This is a genomic window from Polaribacter sp. BAL334 (genome assembly GCF_015767435.1).
Lineage (GTDB): Bacteria > Bacteroidota > Bacteroidia > Flavobacteriales > Flavobacteriaceae > Polaribacter.
This window is the reverse complement of record NZ_JADWOV010000283.1, coordinates 10,386-28,047: the sequence shown is the minus strand read 5'-3', so window position 1 is coordinate 28,047 and position 17,662 is coordinate 10,386. Positions and strand designations below refer to the sequence as shown.

At 33.0% G+C, this 17,662-nt stretch carries 11 protein-coding genes and 1 riboswitch; of the genes, 5 read left to right on the top strand and 6 right to left on the bottom strand.

Annotation, left to right across the window (positions count from 1 at the left end):
* Positions 1-32: 32 nt before the first annotated feature.
* A complete protein-coding gene (locus IU405_RS07945; RefSeq protein WP_317193361.1) occupies positions 33-263 on the bottom strand; it encodes a DUF2853 family protein in 231 nt (76 codons plus the stop codon).
* Entirely contained in the window at positions 226-375 is a 150-nt protein-coding gene (locus tag IU405_RS15815; protein WP_317193360.1) for a hypothetical protein, read from the bottom strand. The genes IU405_RS07945 and IU405_RS15815 overlap by 38 nt, the downstream gene beginning before the upstream one ends.
* Before the next feature lie 242 nt (positions 376-617).
* On the opposite strand from IU405_RS15815, the gene dnaK reads away from it, so the two are divergent.
* The 4 genes from dnaK to IU405_RS07925 all read left to right on the top strand — a co-directional run bounded on the left by dnaK (position 618) and on the right by IU405_RS07925 (position 7,005).
* Positions 618-2,519 carry a molecular chaperone DnaK gene (gene dnaK / locus IU405_RS07940; protein ID WP_197438076.1) on the top strand — a complete coding sequence of 634 codons (1,902 nt, stop codon included), beginning with the start codon at positions 618-620 and terminating at the stop codon, positions 2,517-2,519.
* A 148-nt stretch (positions 2,520-2,667) separates the two neighbouring features.
* Positions 2,668-3,192 carry a hypothetical protein gene (locus IU405_RS07935; protein WP_197438075.1) on the top strand — a complete coding sequence of 175 codons (525 nt, stop codon included), beginning with the start codon at positions 2,668-2,670 and terminating at the stop codon, positions 3,190-3,192.
* 106 nt (positions 3,193-3,298) lie between these two features.
* Entirely contained in the window at positions 3,299-6,430 is a 3,132-nt protein-coding gene (gene ccsA, locus IU405_RS07930; RefSeq protein ID WP_197438074.1) for a cytochrome c biogenesis protein CcsA, read from the top strand.
* Positions 6,431-6,489: 59 nt separating this feature from the next.
* The gene (locus IU405_RS07925) at positions 6,490-7,005 is read left to right on the top strand and encodes a DUF2892 domain-containing protein (RefSeq protein ID WP_197438073.1); all 516 of its coding nucleotides are present in this window, start codon (positions 6,490-6,492) and stop codon (positions 7,003-7,005) included.
* Positions 7,006-7,044: 39 nt separating this feature from the next.
* Here the strand turns inward: IU405_RS07925 and IU405_RS07920 are convergent, their stop codons facing one another.
* The 4 genes from IU405_RS07920 to metK form a co-directional block, all read right to left on the bottom strand.
* Entirely contained in the window at positions 7,045-8,634 is a 1,590-nt protein-coding gene (locus IU405_RS07920; RefSeq protein ID WP_231749613.1) for a LysM peptidoglycan-binding domain-containing protein, read from the bottom strand.
* A 5-nt stretch (positions 8,635-8,639) separates the two neighbouring features.
* A complete protein-coding gene (guaA, locus tag IU405_RS07915) occupies positions 8,640-10,175 on the bottom strand; it encodes a glutamine-hydrolyzing GMP synthase (protein ID WP_197438071.1) in 1,536 nt (511 codons plus the stop codon).
* 259 nt (positions 10,176-10,434) lie between these two features.
* Positions 10,435-12,177 carry an LruC domain-containing protein gene (locus IU405_RS07910; RefSeq protein WP_197438070.1) on the bottom strand — a complete coding sequence of 581 codons (1,743 nt, stop codon included), beginning with the start codon at positions 12,175-12,177 and terminating at the stop codon, positions 10,435-10,437.
* Positions 12,178-12,409: 232 nt separating this feature from the next.
* Positions 12,410-13,666 (bottom strand): methionine adenosyltransferase, encoded by a 1,257-nt coding sequence (gene metK / locus IU405_RS07905; RefSeq protein WP_197438069.1) that lies wholly within the window; start codon positions 13,664-13,666, stop codon positions 12,410-12,412.
* Positions 13,667-14,000: 334 nt separating this feature from the next.
* A riboswitch (SAM riboswitch) is annotated at positions 14,001-14,108 on the top strand.
* 117 nt (positions 14,109-14,225) lie between these two features.
* Between metK and thrA the strand changes: the two genes are divergently transcribed.
* Positions 14,226-17,621: a bifunctional aspartate kinase/homoserine dehydrogenase I gene (gene thrA, locus IU405_RS07900; protein WP_197438068.1), complete on the top strand. Its 3,396-nt coding sequence runs from the start codon at positions 14,226-14,228 to the stop codon at positions 17,619-17,621.
* Positions 17,622-17,662: the final 41 nt, after the last annotated feature.

Genomic DNA, 17,662 nt, shown 5'->3' with positions numbered 1-17,662 from the left:
GATTTTTAAGATAATTAAAATATAAAATAAATTTACATTCCGTAAACAGACTCTTTGTCAAATTTTTTCACCAACATATAATAGACTACAGCTCTGTATTTTTTTCGTTCAGAAGTTCCAATTCTTTCCATCACTTCAGTAATCTTTTCATCCAACTCTGATGAATCTGGCAAACCTAATTTTTTTATTAAAAAATTATTTTTAATAGTTTCTAACTCCTTTGGATCAGAACCAGCTACAGTTTCTGAATCTGCATTGTAAATAGTAAGGTCCCAAACCTTTAGTTACTGCCGCTAATAATTCTGTGTTTGAACGGATATCTCTATCGTCCATAAACTTTTTGTACAAAGCTACTTTTTCGTCTAATTTACTCATGATTAAATAGTTTTAGTTATTATTTTTTCAAATATGATAAATTTTTCAAACATATAAAAATGATTAAAAACAAATAATCATTAATTTTTGATTAGATTTTTATGAAATGTTGTGTCAATCTGTCATATTTTGAATCAAAAAAAAGTAAAAATATGTCATTTTTAGGCTAAAAATTGGTTGGCATACAGTTTGTCTAGTTGTTCAACGTAAAATTGAATTAAAAATTAAATATCAATAAAGTTATGAGTAAAATAATTGGAATCGATTTAGGAACAACAAACTCGTGTGTTTCTGTAATGGAAGGAAATGAGCCCGTTGTCATCCCAAATGCAGAAGGAAAAAGAACAACACCATCAATTGTAGCATTCGTTGAAGGTGGAGAACGCAAAATTGGAGATCCAGCAAAAAGACAAGCTGTTACCAATCCAACTAAAACTGTTTATTCTATCAAACGTTTTATGGGAAATAAATTTTCTGAATCAAAACAAGAAACAGAAAGAGTTCCTTATAAAGTAGTAAAAGGAGATAATGACACCCCAAGAGTTGAAATTGATGGTCGTTTATATACACCTCAAGAGATTTCTGCAATGGTGTTGCAGAAAATGAAAAAAACAGCTGAAGATTATTTAGGTCAAGAGGTTACAGAAGCTGTAATCACTGTTCCTGCTTATTTTAATGATGCGCAAAGACAAGCTACTAAAGAAGCTGGAGAAATTGCTGGTTTAAAAGTTCGTAGAATTATCAACGAACCAACTGCAGCTGCATTGGCTTATGGCTTAGACAAATCAAATGACGATAAAAAAATTGTAGTTTTCGACTTTGGTGGTGGAACTCATGACGTTTCCATCTTAGAATTAGGAGATGGTGTTTTCGAAGTTTTAGCAACTGATGGAGACACACATTTAGGTGGAGATGACGTAGATCAAAAAATCATTGATTGGTTATCAGCTGAATTCAAATCAGAAGAAGGAATGGATTTAACGAAAGATCCAATGGCTTTACAACGTTTGAAAGAAGCTGCTGAAAAAGCAAAAATCGAGTTATCAAGTTCATCATCTACTGAAATCAATTTACCATATATCACTGCAACTGCAAGTGGTCCAAAACACTTGGTAAGAACATTATCAAGATCTAAATTTGAGCAATTGATTGATGATTTGGTAAAAAGAACAATTCAACCTTGTGAAACTGCGTTGAAAAATGCAGGTTTATCAAAATCAGATATTGACGAAATTGTATTGGTTGGTGGTTCTACAAGAATTCCTGCTGTGCAAGAAGCTGTAGAAAAATTCTTTGGAAAAGCGCCAAGCAAAGGTGTAAATCCTGATGAAGTTGTGGCTTTAGGTGCTGCTATTCAAGGTGGAGTTTTATCTGGTGATGTAAAAGATGTATTGTTATTAGACGTTACGCCTTTATCATTAGGAATTGAAACTATGGGGAATGTGTTTACCAAATTAATTGAGGCAAACACGACTATTCCAACAAAAAAATCACAAGTATTTTCAACAGCTGTTGACAATCAACCTTCTGTAGAAATTCATGTTTTACAAGGAGAAAGAGCGATGGCTGCTGACAACAAAACGATTGGACGTTTCCATTTAGATGGCATTCCACCAGCTGGAAGAGGCGTTCCCCAAATTGAAGTTACTTTTGATATTGATGCAAATGGAATTATCAAAGTTTCTGCAACTGATAAAGCTTCTAACAAAACTCAAGACATTCGTATTGAAGCTTCTTCAGGATTGAGTCAAGAAGAAATTGAAAAAATGAGAAGAGAAGCTGAGGCAAATGCAGATTCTGATAAAAAAGCTAGAGAAACTGCTGAAAAAATCAACGGAGCTGATTCTATGATTTTCCAAACTGAAAAACAATTGAAAGAATTTGGCGACAAATTATCTGCTGATAAAAAAGCTCCAATTGAAACAGCTTTGGAAGATTTGAAAAAAGCCTATGAATCAAAAGATTTGGCTCAAATTGATGCTGCAATGGACAAAATCAATGAAGCATGGAAAGTGGCTTCTGAAGAAATGTACGCTGCTCAGCAACCTAATGCAGGAGGTGCAAATCCAAATGCAAATCAAGGTTCTTCAAACGCAAATCAAGGTGATAGCGTAGAAGATGTTGATTTTGAAGAAGTGAAATAAGTAGAGAACAAATTTTGTTTTACAAAATTTTGTGAATCGCTTATGCTGAATTTATTTCAGCATCCCTTAAAAAAAATTAAGGGTTTTATAAAATAATAAAACGCAATCAGTAACTTGGTTGCGTTTTTTATTTTAAATCGATTATAAATTGAAAACCTACAATCACACCAACTTTTTCAAACATACCTATTGTGAATTTCAATGGGTAGAAAATTTTGAATTTCCAGAAAATGCTCATTTTAAAAGCAATTCAAACAGCACCTATTATTATACCGAAAAAGGTGTTTTTAGGAAATCAAATCATTGGGGAAGAGTAGCCAATTGTCATTGGAAAATCATCGGAAATAACATAAAAAATCAACAAACCATCATTGGTTTTGCTGCTTGGGATGCTTTTTTTCCGACAAATTCTTCAGAAAAGAATTTTATGATTTCTGTAGATTTTGAGCAAAATAACTCCATCATTCAATCAGTAAAAGACAAGACCTCAACACCTCTTTTTTCATTTTTAGAAGCACAGCAAAAGCTAAAAAGAATTCGTGAATTGTTACAAAATGATTCTTGGACGCACTATTTTACTCAAGATCCAAAAGAAATAAAACAGCAGATCATATATACATTTTTGAATTCTTCCAAAAGCTTGCAACAAATCAAACAAGAATTTAAAAATTAATTTCTCTTAATTTTAACAAATCTAAATACCAAAAAACAAGATTCATCAACCAAAGTTTGTGTCATTTATCCGTAAATTTGCATCACTAAAAATTTACCTCATCAGGATGAAAAAATTACTGGATTTCCTATACTCAACTCGTTTAATGGCTGTTTTGTTCGTTCTTTTTGCAGCTGCCATGGGTGTTGCAACTTTTATAGAAAATGATTACGGAACACAAACCTCAAAAGCTTTGGTATATAATAGTTGGTGGTTTGAAGCCATTATGGTGTTTTTTGTGATTAACTTTTTTGGAAATATTTTCAGATATCAATTGTACAAAAAAGAAAAATGGCCAGTTTTAATGTTTCATGGTGCCTTTATTTTTATTTTAATTGGTGCAGGAATCACCAGATATATTGGTTACGAAGGAATTATGTTGATTAATGAAGGCGAAACTACCAATCGCTATTTATCAGAAACTACGTATGTAAATTATGTGGTTGATGATAGCGAAGTTCAAAAAGAAGAAATAAATAAACCTATTTTATTGTCTGCTTGGGGAAAAAACAATTGGTCTTTTGAAGATAATTTTAAAGGAAAAGAATTCAATATTGAATTGGTTGATTACATTCCTTGGGCTGAAAAAAAATTAGTTGCTGATGAAAATGGAGAAGAGCACATCCTTTTTGTAGAATCTTCTAGTGGTTCAAGACACGAACATTATATCAAATCAGGAACGATTCAAAATATTCACAATATTTTAGTTGGATTCAACACCACTAGTAATGAGGCCAATATCAATATTTTCAAGCGAAATGATTCCTTAAAAATCATGTCAAAAGAAGCAGGTGTGTATCAAGTAATGGCCACACAACAATCAGGAAATCTAACAAAAGATAGCATTCAAGATTTTAAATTACGTGCTTTATACAATGTTGCTGGATTGCCATTTGTAGTACCTCAATATCCTGAAAAAGGCACTATGAAAACTATTCGCGGACCAAAAGATGATAAAAAATTGGATGTTATTGTGTTGGATGTTACTACAGATGAAGCTACGCAAAGAGTTGAATTGACAGGTGGAAAATTCAATAGTGATAATTTGCAACAGTTTTCTGTTGGGAATTTAAACTTCAGAATGTGGTATGGCGCAAAAACACTGGAAACTCCTTTTAGTGTGAAGTTGAATGATTTTCAATTGGAAAAATATCCAGGTTCCGAAAGTGCAGCTTCTTATGCCAGTGAAGTGACTGTCATTTCCAAAGACGAAACGTTTGATTACCGGATTTTTATGAATCATATTTTGGATTATAAAGGCTATAAATTTTTTCAATCAAGTTATGATTTATCTGGCGAATTTGAACAAACTCATTTGTCTGTAAATCATGATTTTTGGGGAACTTTCATCACCTATTTAGGATATTCATTATTGTACACAGGAATGATTTGCATCTTTTTCGCAAAATACACGCGTTTTGATAGTTTGAAAAAATCATTACAAAACATTCGTAAAAAGAAATCTTTAGCCACTTTTATTGGGTTTTTATTTGTAACATCAATGAGTTTTGGTCAACAAGAAGCGAATTCATTTCGCATTACAGACCAACAAATTGATTCCATACTTCAAGCTAATTTGGTTTCATTAGAACATGCTGAAAGTTTCAATAAATTAGTGATTCAGGATGCTGGAGGTCGTATGAAACCTGCACATACATTTGCTTCTGAATTGGTCAGAAAAGTAAGCCAAACTGAGGAATTACGTGGCATGAAACCAAGTCAAGTTTTGCTTTCAATCATTGAAAATCCTAGACTTTGGTATGAAGTTCCAGCCATTTATTTAGAAAAACAAAACCTCGAAATCAGAAAACAATTGGGCATTCCAAGTACTGAAAAATACGCAAGATTGTCAGATTTTTTCACAGACAGAGGAGATTATAAAATTCGGGAACAAGTTGCAGAAGCTCAAAAAAAGAAAGTTCAAAATAAATTTGAGCAAGATCTAATCAAAATTGACAGACGTGTAGGCTTATTATACAGTGCTATTGGAGGTGGAATTTTAAAAATTTATCCCATTCCAAATGATGAAAACAACAAGTGGGTATCACAACCAGAAACTTTTGCAGAAAAAGGATTCAAAGCTTCTGATTCTGTTTTTGTCAGAAAATCATTGCCTTTGTATGTGCAATTATTGCAATCTGCCAAAAAAACAAATGATTATACAAAAGCCAATCAAATTTTAGACGGAATTAAAAAATACCAACAACAATTTGGGGCTGAAATTTATCCATCAGACAACAAAATTGAATTGGAAATTGCTTATAATAAATATAGTATTTTCAAAAAACTGGTTCGCTATTATGGATTGGCGAGTTTGTTTTTGATTGTCTTTGTCATCATCCAAATTTTCAATGCCAAAAAATGGGTTGCTATTGGGGTAAAATTCTTTATTGGAGTGGTAATTTCACTATTTATTTTGCATACTCTAGGATTGCTCAGCAGATGGTATATCAGCGGAAACGCTCCTTGGAGTAATGCCTATGAATCCATTATTTATGTAGGTTGGGCTACTATGGCTTTTGGGTTATTCTTAGGAAGAAAATCATCCTTAACAATTGCTGCAACAACCTTTGTAACTTCCATTATTTTATTTACAGCGAGCTTGAATTGGTTGGATCCTGAAATTGCTAATTTACAACCCGTATTGAATTCTTGGTGGTTGATGGTACATGTTTCTATTATTGTAGCAAGTTATGGACCTTTAACTTTAGGGATGATTTTAGGAGTATTCGCGCTCTTTTTAATGGTATTTACCAGAGAAAAAAACAAGAAAAAAATGGATGTTCATATCAAAGAAATCACCATCATTAACGAAATGGCAATTACTGTGGGTGTTGTGATGCTAACCATTGGAAACTTTTTAGGAGGCATGTGGGCAAACGAAAGTTGGGGACGTTACTGGGGTTGGGATCCAAAAGAAACGTGGGCTTTGATTTCAATTATGATGTATGCATTTGTGTTGCACATGCGTTTGATTCCAGGTTTGCGAGGCAGATATACGTTTAATTTATGGTCAATCATTGCCTATGCATCCATCATGATGACCTATTTTGGAGTGAATTTTTACTTATCAGGATTGCACTCGTATGCAAGTGGTGATAAGGTAATCACGCCAAGTGCTGTGTATTATTCTATTGGATTTGTTACAATTTTAGGGTTTATTTCTTGGTTTCAATATCGAAAATATTATCAGAAGTAACAACTACTTATATGATAAAAATGTATTTTTGCACCTTTAAAATCAAATCATAAACAACAATGTTTCATAAAAATATAAAAGTAGCTTTAGCAGTTTTAATCACAATTTGGGCAGTGTATGAATTCAGTCAAGTTCATATCATGAATGGAATTTCTATTCTATTGTTGGCTGGTATTTTTGTGTTATTCTACTTCAAAAACGAATTCATCCTGTTGGCTTTTTTACAATTGAGAAAACAAAACTTTCCTGGAGCCCAAAAATGGTTGGCGTATATCAAAAATCCTGAAGGGGCTTTGACTCAAAAACAACAAGGGTATTACAACTTTTTACAAGGTTTGATGGTCAGTCAAACCAACATTTCTCAGGCTGAAAAATACTTTAAAACAGCTATCAAATTAGGCTTGTCTATGAATCATGATTTGGCATTGGCAAAAATGCAATTGGCAGGAATTGCAATGACCAAAAGACGTAAAAGAGAAGCTACTTTGTTATTAGCAGAGGCAAAAAAATTGGACAAACAAGGCATGTTCAAAGAGCAAATGAATCAGTTGAAACAACAAATGAAAAAAATATAATTGACTTATCTGTATTAAAATAAATCAATTACATCTTCATTATTTCAATCTACTGATTGTCAAATCTCTATTTATTTGTAGAATAAAAACACCTTCATTTTCAAATGTTTCATTGTTTTTATAATCAAATTTTGTATCTATTCTTATGGTTGCTCCTTCCTTAAAAGTGGCTTGCAGTCTTTTGCCTGAAGTCAATCTCACCAAAATATCATACGTAATATCAAATCCTTTGGTGGCATAAAAAGAAGGCAATGTGTTATTTTTTTCTTGATATAGTTTGGTAAAACTTCTGGAAGTTTCTGAGGTTTCATCCACAAACTCTTCACTCACATAAGTCAACCCAATTTTGCCCAATTTCAAATTGTCTATTTTATCATACACGCTTCCTTTGTCAAATGTAAAAACAGTTACTTTGGTTTCGCTTGGCAAACTAATCAAACTATTGACAACGTCAGAAACAATCACTTCATTGTTAGACGCAATAATAATCCAATTTTTAGTATTGGGTCTTAAAATCTCTAAGAACCTTCCTTTTTGAATCATTCCATTTTGTGGAGTTAAAATTCGGATGGTTCCATTACTGAATTTCAACTCATTTTTGATGCTATTTGCAGCAGTTTGATCGCCTACAATAATCAAATTTCCTTGATCAAATACATCATTGATATATCGAATCAAGGTGTTTTTAAATATTTTTTTATCAGGAGCTGCTTTGATAATATTTGAATTTTTAAACTCAGATTGATTCGCAGAATACATTGGAAAAACTACAGGAATATTGACAGCTGACGCCACCATTTGCGCTTCTTCAGAGTAAAAAGGACCAATAATTACATCATTCGCATTCAAATTTTGATTGGAAATAATACTCGAAATTCGGTTACTTTTTCGAGCACCAGTATCAAATACATTCAATTCAATATCAACACCACTTTTGCGCAAAGAATCAACCGCAATTTCTGCACCTAAATAAAAATCGGTTGCAATGTTTACCAAACTTCCATTTTTTAAAAATATTTCTCTTGGCGAAATAGAGTCGTAACCAAATGAATCACTTCTTAAGGGCAATAGCAAAGCTACTTTTACGGCTGAATTGGAACGAATTTCATCTCTAAAAGTCGTTTTTTTAATCGCAGATTCTTCTATAATCTCTTTGATTTTTAAAATACTGTTTTCTTTTAAACCTTCTTTCAATGCTGGATTTAAAAGCAACAATTCTCCTCTCGTTACATTGAATTTTTTTTCCAAACTGTAAAAAGTATCCCCTTTTTTCAATTCATAAATCACAAACTTTTCTTTCAAACTTGCTATCAATTTTTCTCTTTCCGATGAAGGGTTATTGATGGTATTTTTATCAACCTCTTCTATAACCACGCCATTTTTTATTTGTTGATTTTGAAAAAATTCGTATTTATTTTCAGGAACTATAATGAACGAATTGGGTTTAGGGGTTTCTGTAAAGTCAGGATTTAATCGCAATAAATCTTGAGTCTTCATATTCAATTTTTCGGCAATCGTACTCATGGTCTCACCAGCTTTCACTTTGTATTGGATATACCTATTTTGTTGACCACAAGAAACTGTGAAAGTCAAGGTTGTAATGATTAACCAAATTTTCAAATATTTCATATCTGTTATTCCCATTCTATAGTAGCAGGTGGTTTTGAGCTGATATCATAAACAACTCTATTCACGCCTTTCACTTGATTTATAATATTATTTGATGTTTTTTGCAAAAATTTATACGGCAAATCTACCCAATCTGCAGTCATTCCATCTGTACTTTCTACAGCTCTTAAAGCGACTACTTTTTCATACGTTCGTTCATCACCCATCACTCCTACTGAATTGACTGGCAATAAAATAGCGCCAGCTTGCCACACTTTGTCATACAATCCATCTGCTTTCAAACCATTGATAAAAATAGCATCTACTTCTTGTAAAATTCGAACTTTTTCAGCGGTAATATCTCCCAAAATTCGGATGGCTAAACCTGGTCCAGGAAATGGATGACGTCCTAACAATTCTGGATCAATCCCCAAAGTTGCTCCTACTCTTCTCACCTCATCTTTAAAAATCATTCGCAAAGGCTCCACAATTTTCAACTTCATAAAATCTGGCAAACCACCTACGTTATGATGACTTTTGATGGTTGCTGAAGGTCCTCCATTTACTGAAACGGATTCAATCACATCTGGATAAATAGTGCCTTGTGCCAACCATTTCACATCCGTAATTTGATGTGCTTCATCATCAAAAACATCGATAAACGTATTTCCAATGGCTTTTCTTTTGGCTTCAGGATCTGAAAGTCCTGCTAATTTATCTAAAAATCGTTGAGAAGCATCTACTCCTTTCACGTTTAACCCCATTCCTTCGTATTGAGCCAACACACTTTCAAACTCGTTTTTGCGCAACAATCCGTTGTTTACAAAGATGCAATACAAATTTTTTCCAATAGCTTTGTGCAATAAAACTGCGGCAACTGTTGAATCAACACCACCTGAAAGTCCTAAAACCACTTTGTCATTTCCTACTTTTTCTTGCAATGCTGCAACTGTACTTTCCACAAAAGAATCTGGTGTCCACGTTTGTGCAACTCCTGCAATGTTTACCAAAAAGTTTGCCAACAATTGTTTCCCATCTGTAGAATGATATACTTCTGGATGAAATTGAATCGCGAATGTTTGTTCGCCTTCAATTCTGTAAGCCGCATTTTCCACGTCTTTGGTACTTGCTAATAAAACAGCGTTGGTAGGCAATTCTTTGATAGTGTCAGAATGACTCATCCAAACCTGACTTCCTTCATGTATATTTTGGAAGAAATCTTCTCCCTTTTTGATGAAAGACAAATTCGCTCTTCCATATTCTCTTGTATTGGAAGGTGCTACTTTTCCTCCAGAAAAATGCGCCAAATATTGTGCTCCATAACAAACAGCTAATACAGGCTTTTTCCCTCTAATTGCTGATAAATCAGGATGTAACACAGTGGTGCCTCTCACAGAATTTGGACTTCCTGAAAGGATAACTGCTTTAAAATCTTCCACATTATTGGGCAAATGATTGTAAGGATGAATTTCACAATAAATATTTAATTCCCTTACTCTTCTCGCGATTAACTGAGTGTATTGCGAGCCAAAATCTAAAATAAGTACGTTGTCTTGTTGCATGTGCAAAAATACTATTTCAGATGAAATTTCACCATGGTTTTTGATTTTTTTAGACCATAATTTGAAGAATTGTTATGAATTTTTAAAAATAAATTTTCATATCAAAAAATATCGCTGACCTAAAACCTTTGTAAAACTCTGCTATTAGTATTATAAACGCGACGCTCTTAAATATTTTTCACAAAAATTGCAGTATATTTTAAAACTCTCAGATTTACATTTTAATCTGAGAGTTTTATCATTATGGAACTTAAACTTACTATTTTAAGTTGTAATTATTTCTGTAGCCACTCTTATCTAAAAACCAATCAGATTTAGTTGTGCCGCCAGAAGTAGCCCAAGTAGCAAAGTAGTTATAAGCATCTGTAATAAGTACTTTTTCTTTTGGAGCCTTAAAAGCACCTGATATATTTATTGCCCAAGGCAATCCTGATGGCGTTTTAAAATTACCATCACTATCTTTCACTGTTGGTCCTGTTGCAATTGTAGTAGTTTTTGGGTAATTCGTTGTTGGTTTTAGCGGTAAATGAATTTCTACCTGTCTGTTTTTATTTACAATTAAAAACGGATTAAAAGGAGCAGTACCCAAAGAAGCAGTTGCAATAGGTGTTTTAAATACAATTGATATTGTTTTACTTAAACCAACATTTATATGTGCGTTGTCAAAGAATATAATTACTGCATTTGATTGTGATTTTTCAGTTCCGTTAGCATTGTTTTGGATAAATCCTTCTGTTAAATTTTGCCCTGTTACACTTTCAATTGCAGAAGGTAAGACACCTTCTAGTTCTAATCCAAATCCGTTTGTATAACTTGCACCTATGGATTCAAGTGTATAATTATAGTCTAATTGAGTTACTTTATTTTCTGCATTTAAAATGGTTTTTATGTTATAGCTAATCACTAAATCATTAAAATCATAATCACCAGTATAAGGCCATAAATCTTCAAAAGCTAATGTTGCATTTGTTAATTCTGTTGGATAATACATTTTATTTTGAACACTTGTACAATCACCTGGAACAATTTCTTTAATTTCAATGTTGTCAATAAAATTTCCAAGACTTCCTCCATCTAAAGATTCAAAAATAAAGTATGTATCTTGTTGATTAGCAGGTACCGTATAAGTACCTGAATATTGTACCCAAGCAGTATTTCCTGTTTTCATGGTAGCTTCAACAGTTGCAGTAGTAAGATTTTCTCCAATTCTTACTACAGCATTATCTACTCCAGCTCTTCCACGATGCCAAACAGACCAGCTAATTTTTGCACCTGGGCTTGTGCAAATACGTTGATACAATGCAGAACTTTGGTTTGCGTTTAATTCTGCAAAGTAAGTACCGTTTTGAGCAGGAACTCCTTTAAATCCAGATTTCCATAACTCAATCTGATTATCTGTTGCAGTTGTAGACCAACCTTCAACATTCGTTTCATCTGTTATTATAAAATCTATTGGAAGTGTTAAACCATTTTCAAAATCACTATTTAAAAAGAAGTTATCTTTACATATCGAGCAAGAATCACTGCTATTTTTAGAAGCATACGTAGTTTTGCTTGATGTTTTATTTGCAGATTTAAAATTAATTTGATTGTTGATAATCGGTAAAATTTCTGATGTATATTCAAGCCCATCTTTTCTTAATACATATACTTTTTCATAAATGCTAGATAAACTAAATGATTGATGAAGCTGACCATCATAAGGCTTGCCTGTATATAATAAGTTGTTAAGTGCTTCTGTAATATTTTCTGCTTCTGTGCTATTGTTTTCTGCGTAAGCAAAAATTTGATATTTCACAAAAGGTGTAGCGTCTGTAATAGTTAAAGTAACTGCTCTTTCTGTTTCAAAGTTAAAGCTATCTGGAATTGATAAGTTTTCTAAAAAAGCTATTGGAGATTCTGAGTTGTTTTCTTCTGAATTTTGAATATCATCTGCATCTGGCACGCAAGAGCTAAAAATTATTAAGAAAGATAACAGCAAATAAAGATTAAATGTTTTCATTTTATAGGGTGGATTTAATATTCTAATAATCGAGTGTCAAAGATATAAATATCATAGACACTCTTTTTTGAGATAAAGATTAAAAGAGCATTTGTTGCCTTAAATTGCAAATAAGTATAGTTAAACGGTATTTTCTAATTTAACCTACACCAATACCAAAATCAATAAGAAACAAAAAAAAGACTGCATATTAAAGCAGTCTTTTTAAGTGAATTAAAATTATATATGGATTTTATAACTTAAATGCCTTTTTTACAATATCTACATAATCCAATTTTTCCCAAGTAAATGTTTCTACTTCTTTGGAAACAGTCTCTCCCATTGGATTTTTGAAAGTTACAATTTTCTTTTCAGGAGTTCTTCCCATATGACCATACGCTGCCGTTTCTGAATAAATAGGAGCTCTTAGTTTCAAACGTTTTTCAATAAAATAGGGACGCATATCAAAAATGGCTTCAATCTTTTGACTGATTTCTCCATCAGTCATTCCCACTTTTGCTGTTCCATACGTATTTACATTGATGCTTGTAGGTTCTGCAACACCAATGGCATAGGAAACTTGAACCAATACTTCTTTGCACAAACCTGCAGCCACCAAATTTTTGGCGATATGTCTGGTTGCATACGCTCCTGAACGATCTACTTTGCTTGGGTCTTTTCCTGAAAAAGCTCCTCCTCCATGAGCGCCTTTTCCCCCATACGTATCTACAATGATTTTACGTCCTGTCAAACCAGTATCTCCATGTGGCCCACCTATCACAAAAACACCTGTAGGATTGATATGATATTTGATGTTATCATTGAACAATTGTTGAATATGAGCAGGCAATTTGGCGATCACTCTCGGAATTAAAATACCCACAATATCCTTTTTGATTTTTGCCAACATCACGTTTTCGTCTTTGTCAAAATCATCATGTTGCGTAGAAATCACAATAGTATCAATTCTTTGTGGCACATTGTCGTCAGAATATTCAATGGTAACCTGACTTTTTGCATCAGGTCTTAAATAAGTGATTTCACTTTTCTCTCTTCGGATTTCAGCCAATTCTTTCAATAATCTGTGAGATAATTCCAATGCCAAAGGCATATAATTTTCGGTTTCGTCAGTAGCATACCCAAACATCATTCCTTGGTCCCCTGCACCTTGATCTTCAGGATTGGCTCTTTCTACTCCTTGATTGATGTCTGGAGATTGCTCATGAATTGCAGATAAAACCCCACAAGAATTGCCATCAAACATGTATTCACTTTTGTTATACCCAATTTTATTGATAACATCTCTAGCAATTTGCTGCACATCCAAATACGTGTCCGACTTCACTTCTCCAGCTAAAATAACCTGCCCTGTGGTAACTAAAGTTTCACAAGCAACTTTGCTATTTTTATCAAAAGCCAAGAAATTATCAATTAAAGCATCACTGATTTGATCTGCAACTTTATCTGGATGTCCTTCAGAAACACTTTCTGAGGTAAATAAATATGACATAAAACGATTGTTTTAAAGTTTTGTAGAAAAATAAAATTTGATTGCTTGGTAGCTAAAAGTAGTAGAAACTTACTGCTTTAGCATTTTTGTTTAAACTGAATTCATTTCAGCTTAAGAGGTTGCAATCAGTTCAAATTTTTCCTCTTTGTTTCGATGGCAAATTTAAGGTTTAATTCTAAATTGAAAACCTTTTTATGAAAAAATTATCAATTCAAGAAAAATGTTCAGCCTTTTAGTGTTCATAAATGCTTTTCGTAAATAACTAAAAAATAATTTGGATATTCCATTTTTCTGTTGCAATATTTGTACTCACAAAGTTCAATAACTTATTGAAATGTTATCAAGAAAGGTGGAGGGACTAGACCCTTTGAAGCCTTAGCAACCTCCCGTTTTTCGGAAAAGGTGCTAAATTCTACCCAACTAAAAAATGGATAGATAACAACAAAGAAATTTCTTAGTCTAAGGGATTTCTACAATTCTTAATAACATTTTTCTAGTAAGTACATCAAATGAATTTTTGGTGAATTTGATTTTTGTTTTAATTTTTAAATTTTAATCGTTGAAAAACAAATTGCCTTTTAGCACGATTCCTAGTTTCAAAACAGAAAGTGGTGCACAATTTCAAAATATTCAATTGAGCTATCAACTATTTGGTCAGCCTTTGGGAAATGCTCCTGTGGTTTTGGTCAATCATGCATTGACAGGAAATAGCAATGTTGCAGGTGAAAATGGTTGGTGGTCTGAAATTATTGGCGATGAAAAAACCATTGACACCCAAAAATATACAGTCTTGGCTTTCAACATTCCTGGCAATGGTTTTGACGGATTTGTGATTGACGATTATAAAAGTTTTATTGCGAGAGACATTGCACGAATTTTTTTAATCGGCTTGAAAGAACTAAAAATCAAACAGCTTTTTGCATTGATTGGAGGTTCTTTGGGTGGAGGAATTGCTTGGGAAATGATGGTTTTGAATCCTCAATTAACGCAACATTTTATTCCTGTTGCCACTGACTGGAAATCAACAGATTGGTTGATTGCCAATTGTCAAATTCAAGAGCAGTTTTTGGTCAATTCTAACAATCCTGTGCACGATGCAAGAATGCATGCCATGCTTTGTTACAGAACTCCTGAATCTTTTAAAAAACGATTTCAGCGTTCCAAAAATGAGGAATTGTCAATTTTCAATGTTGAAAGTTGGTTGTTGCATCATGGCAAAAAATTGCAAGAACGTTATCAATTGTCTTCGTATAAATTGATGAATCAGTTGTTAAAATCAATTGACGTGACCAATAATGGAAAAATTCCAATTGAATTTTTAGACAAAATCGAAGCGAATATTCACATTATTGGAGTGGATTCTGATTTGTTTTTTACGGCAGATGAAAACAGAGAAACGCAAAGAAAATTGGCATTGACCAAAGAAAACGTGACCTATAATGAAATTCATTCTGTGCATGGTCATGATGCTTTTTTGATGGAATATGACCAATTGCAACAGATTATTGAACCTATTTTTAATACAAATTACAGGGCTAAAAAAATGAAAGTTGTAAAATTTGGAGGAAAATCGTTGGCAAACGGAACTGGATTGCAACATGCCATGGATATCATTCTTGACAAAGTAAAAAATCAAGAAAAATGTACGATAGTGGTTTCTGCAAGAGGAAATACCACCAATGAATTGGAAGAAATTTTAGAGAAAGCTGCCTCAAAAAAAGAGTACTTGTCTGATTTTGAAAAGTTGAAAAACTATCAATTGGAACCAAATACACATGTTGATTTTTCAGCAGAGTTTAGCAAACTCAAAACTATTTTTGAAGGTGTTTCTTTATTGGGCGATTTCAGTGAAAAAATCAAAGATGAAGTCTTAGCGCAAGGCGAATTATTATCCGTAAAATTAGTAGCAAGTTTGCTTGAAAATGAGGGAATTCCAGTAAAAATTGCAGATGCAAGAAACCTAATTATTACCGATGAAAACTTTGGAAATGCGCAACCTATCAAAACAATTTCCAAAGAAAATACAGTGCAATTTTATAAAGAAAATAGCAAAACACTCAATTTGGTTACTGGTTTTATTGCCAGCAATCAAAAAAATGAAACGACTACTTTAGGCAGAAATGGCAGCAATTATACAGCAGCATTGTTGGCAAATTTTTTAGATGCTGACGAGTTGCAAAACTACACGCATGTGAATGGAATTTTCACAGCAAATCCTGAATTGGTGGTAGATGCAAAGAAAATTGAGCAGCTCTCTTTTTCAGAAGCGAATGAATTGGCAAATTTTGGTGCAACCATTTTACACGCAAAAACCATCATTCCGTTATTAGAAAAAAACATCAATCTTCGGATTTTGAATACGTTTAACAAAGAGGATAAAGGCACTTTAATCACGTCTGAAACTTCTTCAAAAGGCATCAAATCCATTTCAACCATTAGCAATGTTTGTTTGCTAAATTTTGAAGGACGAGGTTTGTTGGGAAAAGTGGGCGTTGATGCACGTATTTTTAAAACATTGAGTGCAAAAAACATCAGTGTGAGCATCATTTCTCAAGGTTCATCAGAAAGAGGAATTGGTTTTGTGATTGAAGAAAACAAAGCTGAAGAAGCCGTAAAAGCCTTGGAAAATGAGTTTGAAAGTGATTTATATTCGCAAGATGTCAATCAAATTTCTGTCATCAAAAATGTGGCAGTCATTTCAATTATTGGTCAAGATTTGAGCGAATTTCACCATCCTTACAATGCTTTGATCAAAAACCAAATCATTCCTTTGCTATTCAATAATTCGATTACTGGAAAAAATGTGAATATTATTGTGAAAAAAGAACAGTTGCACAAAGCTGTCAATGTGATTCACGGTCAAGTATTTGGAGTTTCTAAAAAAGTAAATATTGCCATTTTCGGAAAAGGTTTGGTTGGTGCTACATTAATCAATCAAATATTAGAAAATATTCCACAAATTTTAGAAAGAAGAAAAATTCAGTTGAATGTTTTTGCAGTCGCAAACTCCAAAAAAGTATTGCTACACAAAAACGGCGTTGACCAAAATTGGGAACCTGAATTATTGCAAAATGGCGCCGAAAATTTGACAGTTGAGCACATAATTTCTTTTGCAAAAACGCATCATTTAGAGAATTTAATTGCGATTGATAATACTGCAAGTGTTGATTTCGTAAATCAATATATTCCTTTGATTGAAGAAGGTTTTGACTTGGTTTCTTGTAATAAAATTGCGAATACCTTGTCTTTTGATTTTTACAAAAAACTGCGTTCAAAATTAAAAGAATACAAGAAACAATATTTATACGAAACCAATGTGGGTGCAGGGTTGCCATTGATTGATACGATTCGTTTGTTGCACGAATCAGGAGAAAATATCACTAGAATTCGAGGTGTTTTTTCAGGAACTTTGAGTTATTTGTTCAACACATTTTCGGCGGAAAAAATTCCGTTTTCAACTGTTTTGCAAGACGCCATTTCCAAAGGTTTTACAGAGCCAGATCCAAGAGATGATTTGGGTGGTGTTGATGTTGCCAGAAAATTATTAATTTTAGCGAGAGAATTGGATTTAGAAAATGAATTGCATGAAGTGAATGTTCAAAACCTGATTCCAGAAAATGTAAGAGGGAATGATGTAAACTATTTTCTAAAAAATATGAATTTATTGAATGAAGAATATCAAACGTTGAAAAATGCACAAAAACCCAATCATGTGTTGCGTTATATTGGCGAATTGAGTGGAGATTTGTCTCAAGAAAAAGGAATTTTGGAAGTGAAATTGGTTTCTGTTTTACAAAATTCCCCTTTAGGTTCGTTAAAAGGTTCTGATGCAATTTTTGAAATTTATACAGAATCTTATGGTGCACAACCCATTGTCATTCAAGGTGCTGGAGCAGGTGCAAAAGTAACTGCAAGAGGTGTTTTTGGCGATATTTTACGGATTGCAATGAGTTAATGAATTAATGAAACAATGAGTTAATGTAACAATAGAAACCA

What these genes read in the sequence shown, in the direction of transcription:
- dnaK (WP_197438076.1), top strand. Translation starts at nt 618, where the DNA reads ATGAGTAAAATAATTGGAATCGATTTAGGAACAACAAACTCGTGTGTT.
- ccsA (WP_197438074.1), top strand. Translation starts at nt 3,299, where the DNA reads ATGAAAAAATTACTGGATTTCCTATACTCAACTCGTTTAATGGCTGTT.
- IU405_RS07910 (WP_197438070.1), bottom strand. Translation starts at nt 12,177, where the DNA reads ATGAAAACATTTAATCTTTATTTGCTGTTATCTTTCTTAATAATTTTT.
- metK (WP_197438069.1), bottom strand. Translation starts at nt 13,666, where the DNA reads ATGTCATATTTATTTACCTCAGAAAGTGTTTCTGAAGGACATCCAGAT.
- guaA (WP_197438071.1), bottom strand. Translation starts at nt 10,175, where the DNA reads ATGCAACAAGACAACGTACTTATTTTAGATTTTGGCTCGCAATACACT.
- IU405_RS07925 (WP_197438073.1), top strand. Translation starts at nt 6,490, where the DNA reads ATGTTTCATAAAAATATAAAAGTAGCTTTAGCAGTTTTAATCACAATT.
- IU405_RS15815 (WP_317193360.1), bottom strand. Translation starts at nt 375, where the DNA reads ATGAGTAAATTAGACGAAAAAGTAGCTTTGTACAAAAAGTTTATGGAC.
- IU405_RS07920 (WP_231749613.1), bottom strand. Translation starts at nt 8,634, where the DNA reads ATGAAATATTTGAAAATTTGGTTAATCATTACAACCTTGACTTTCACA.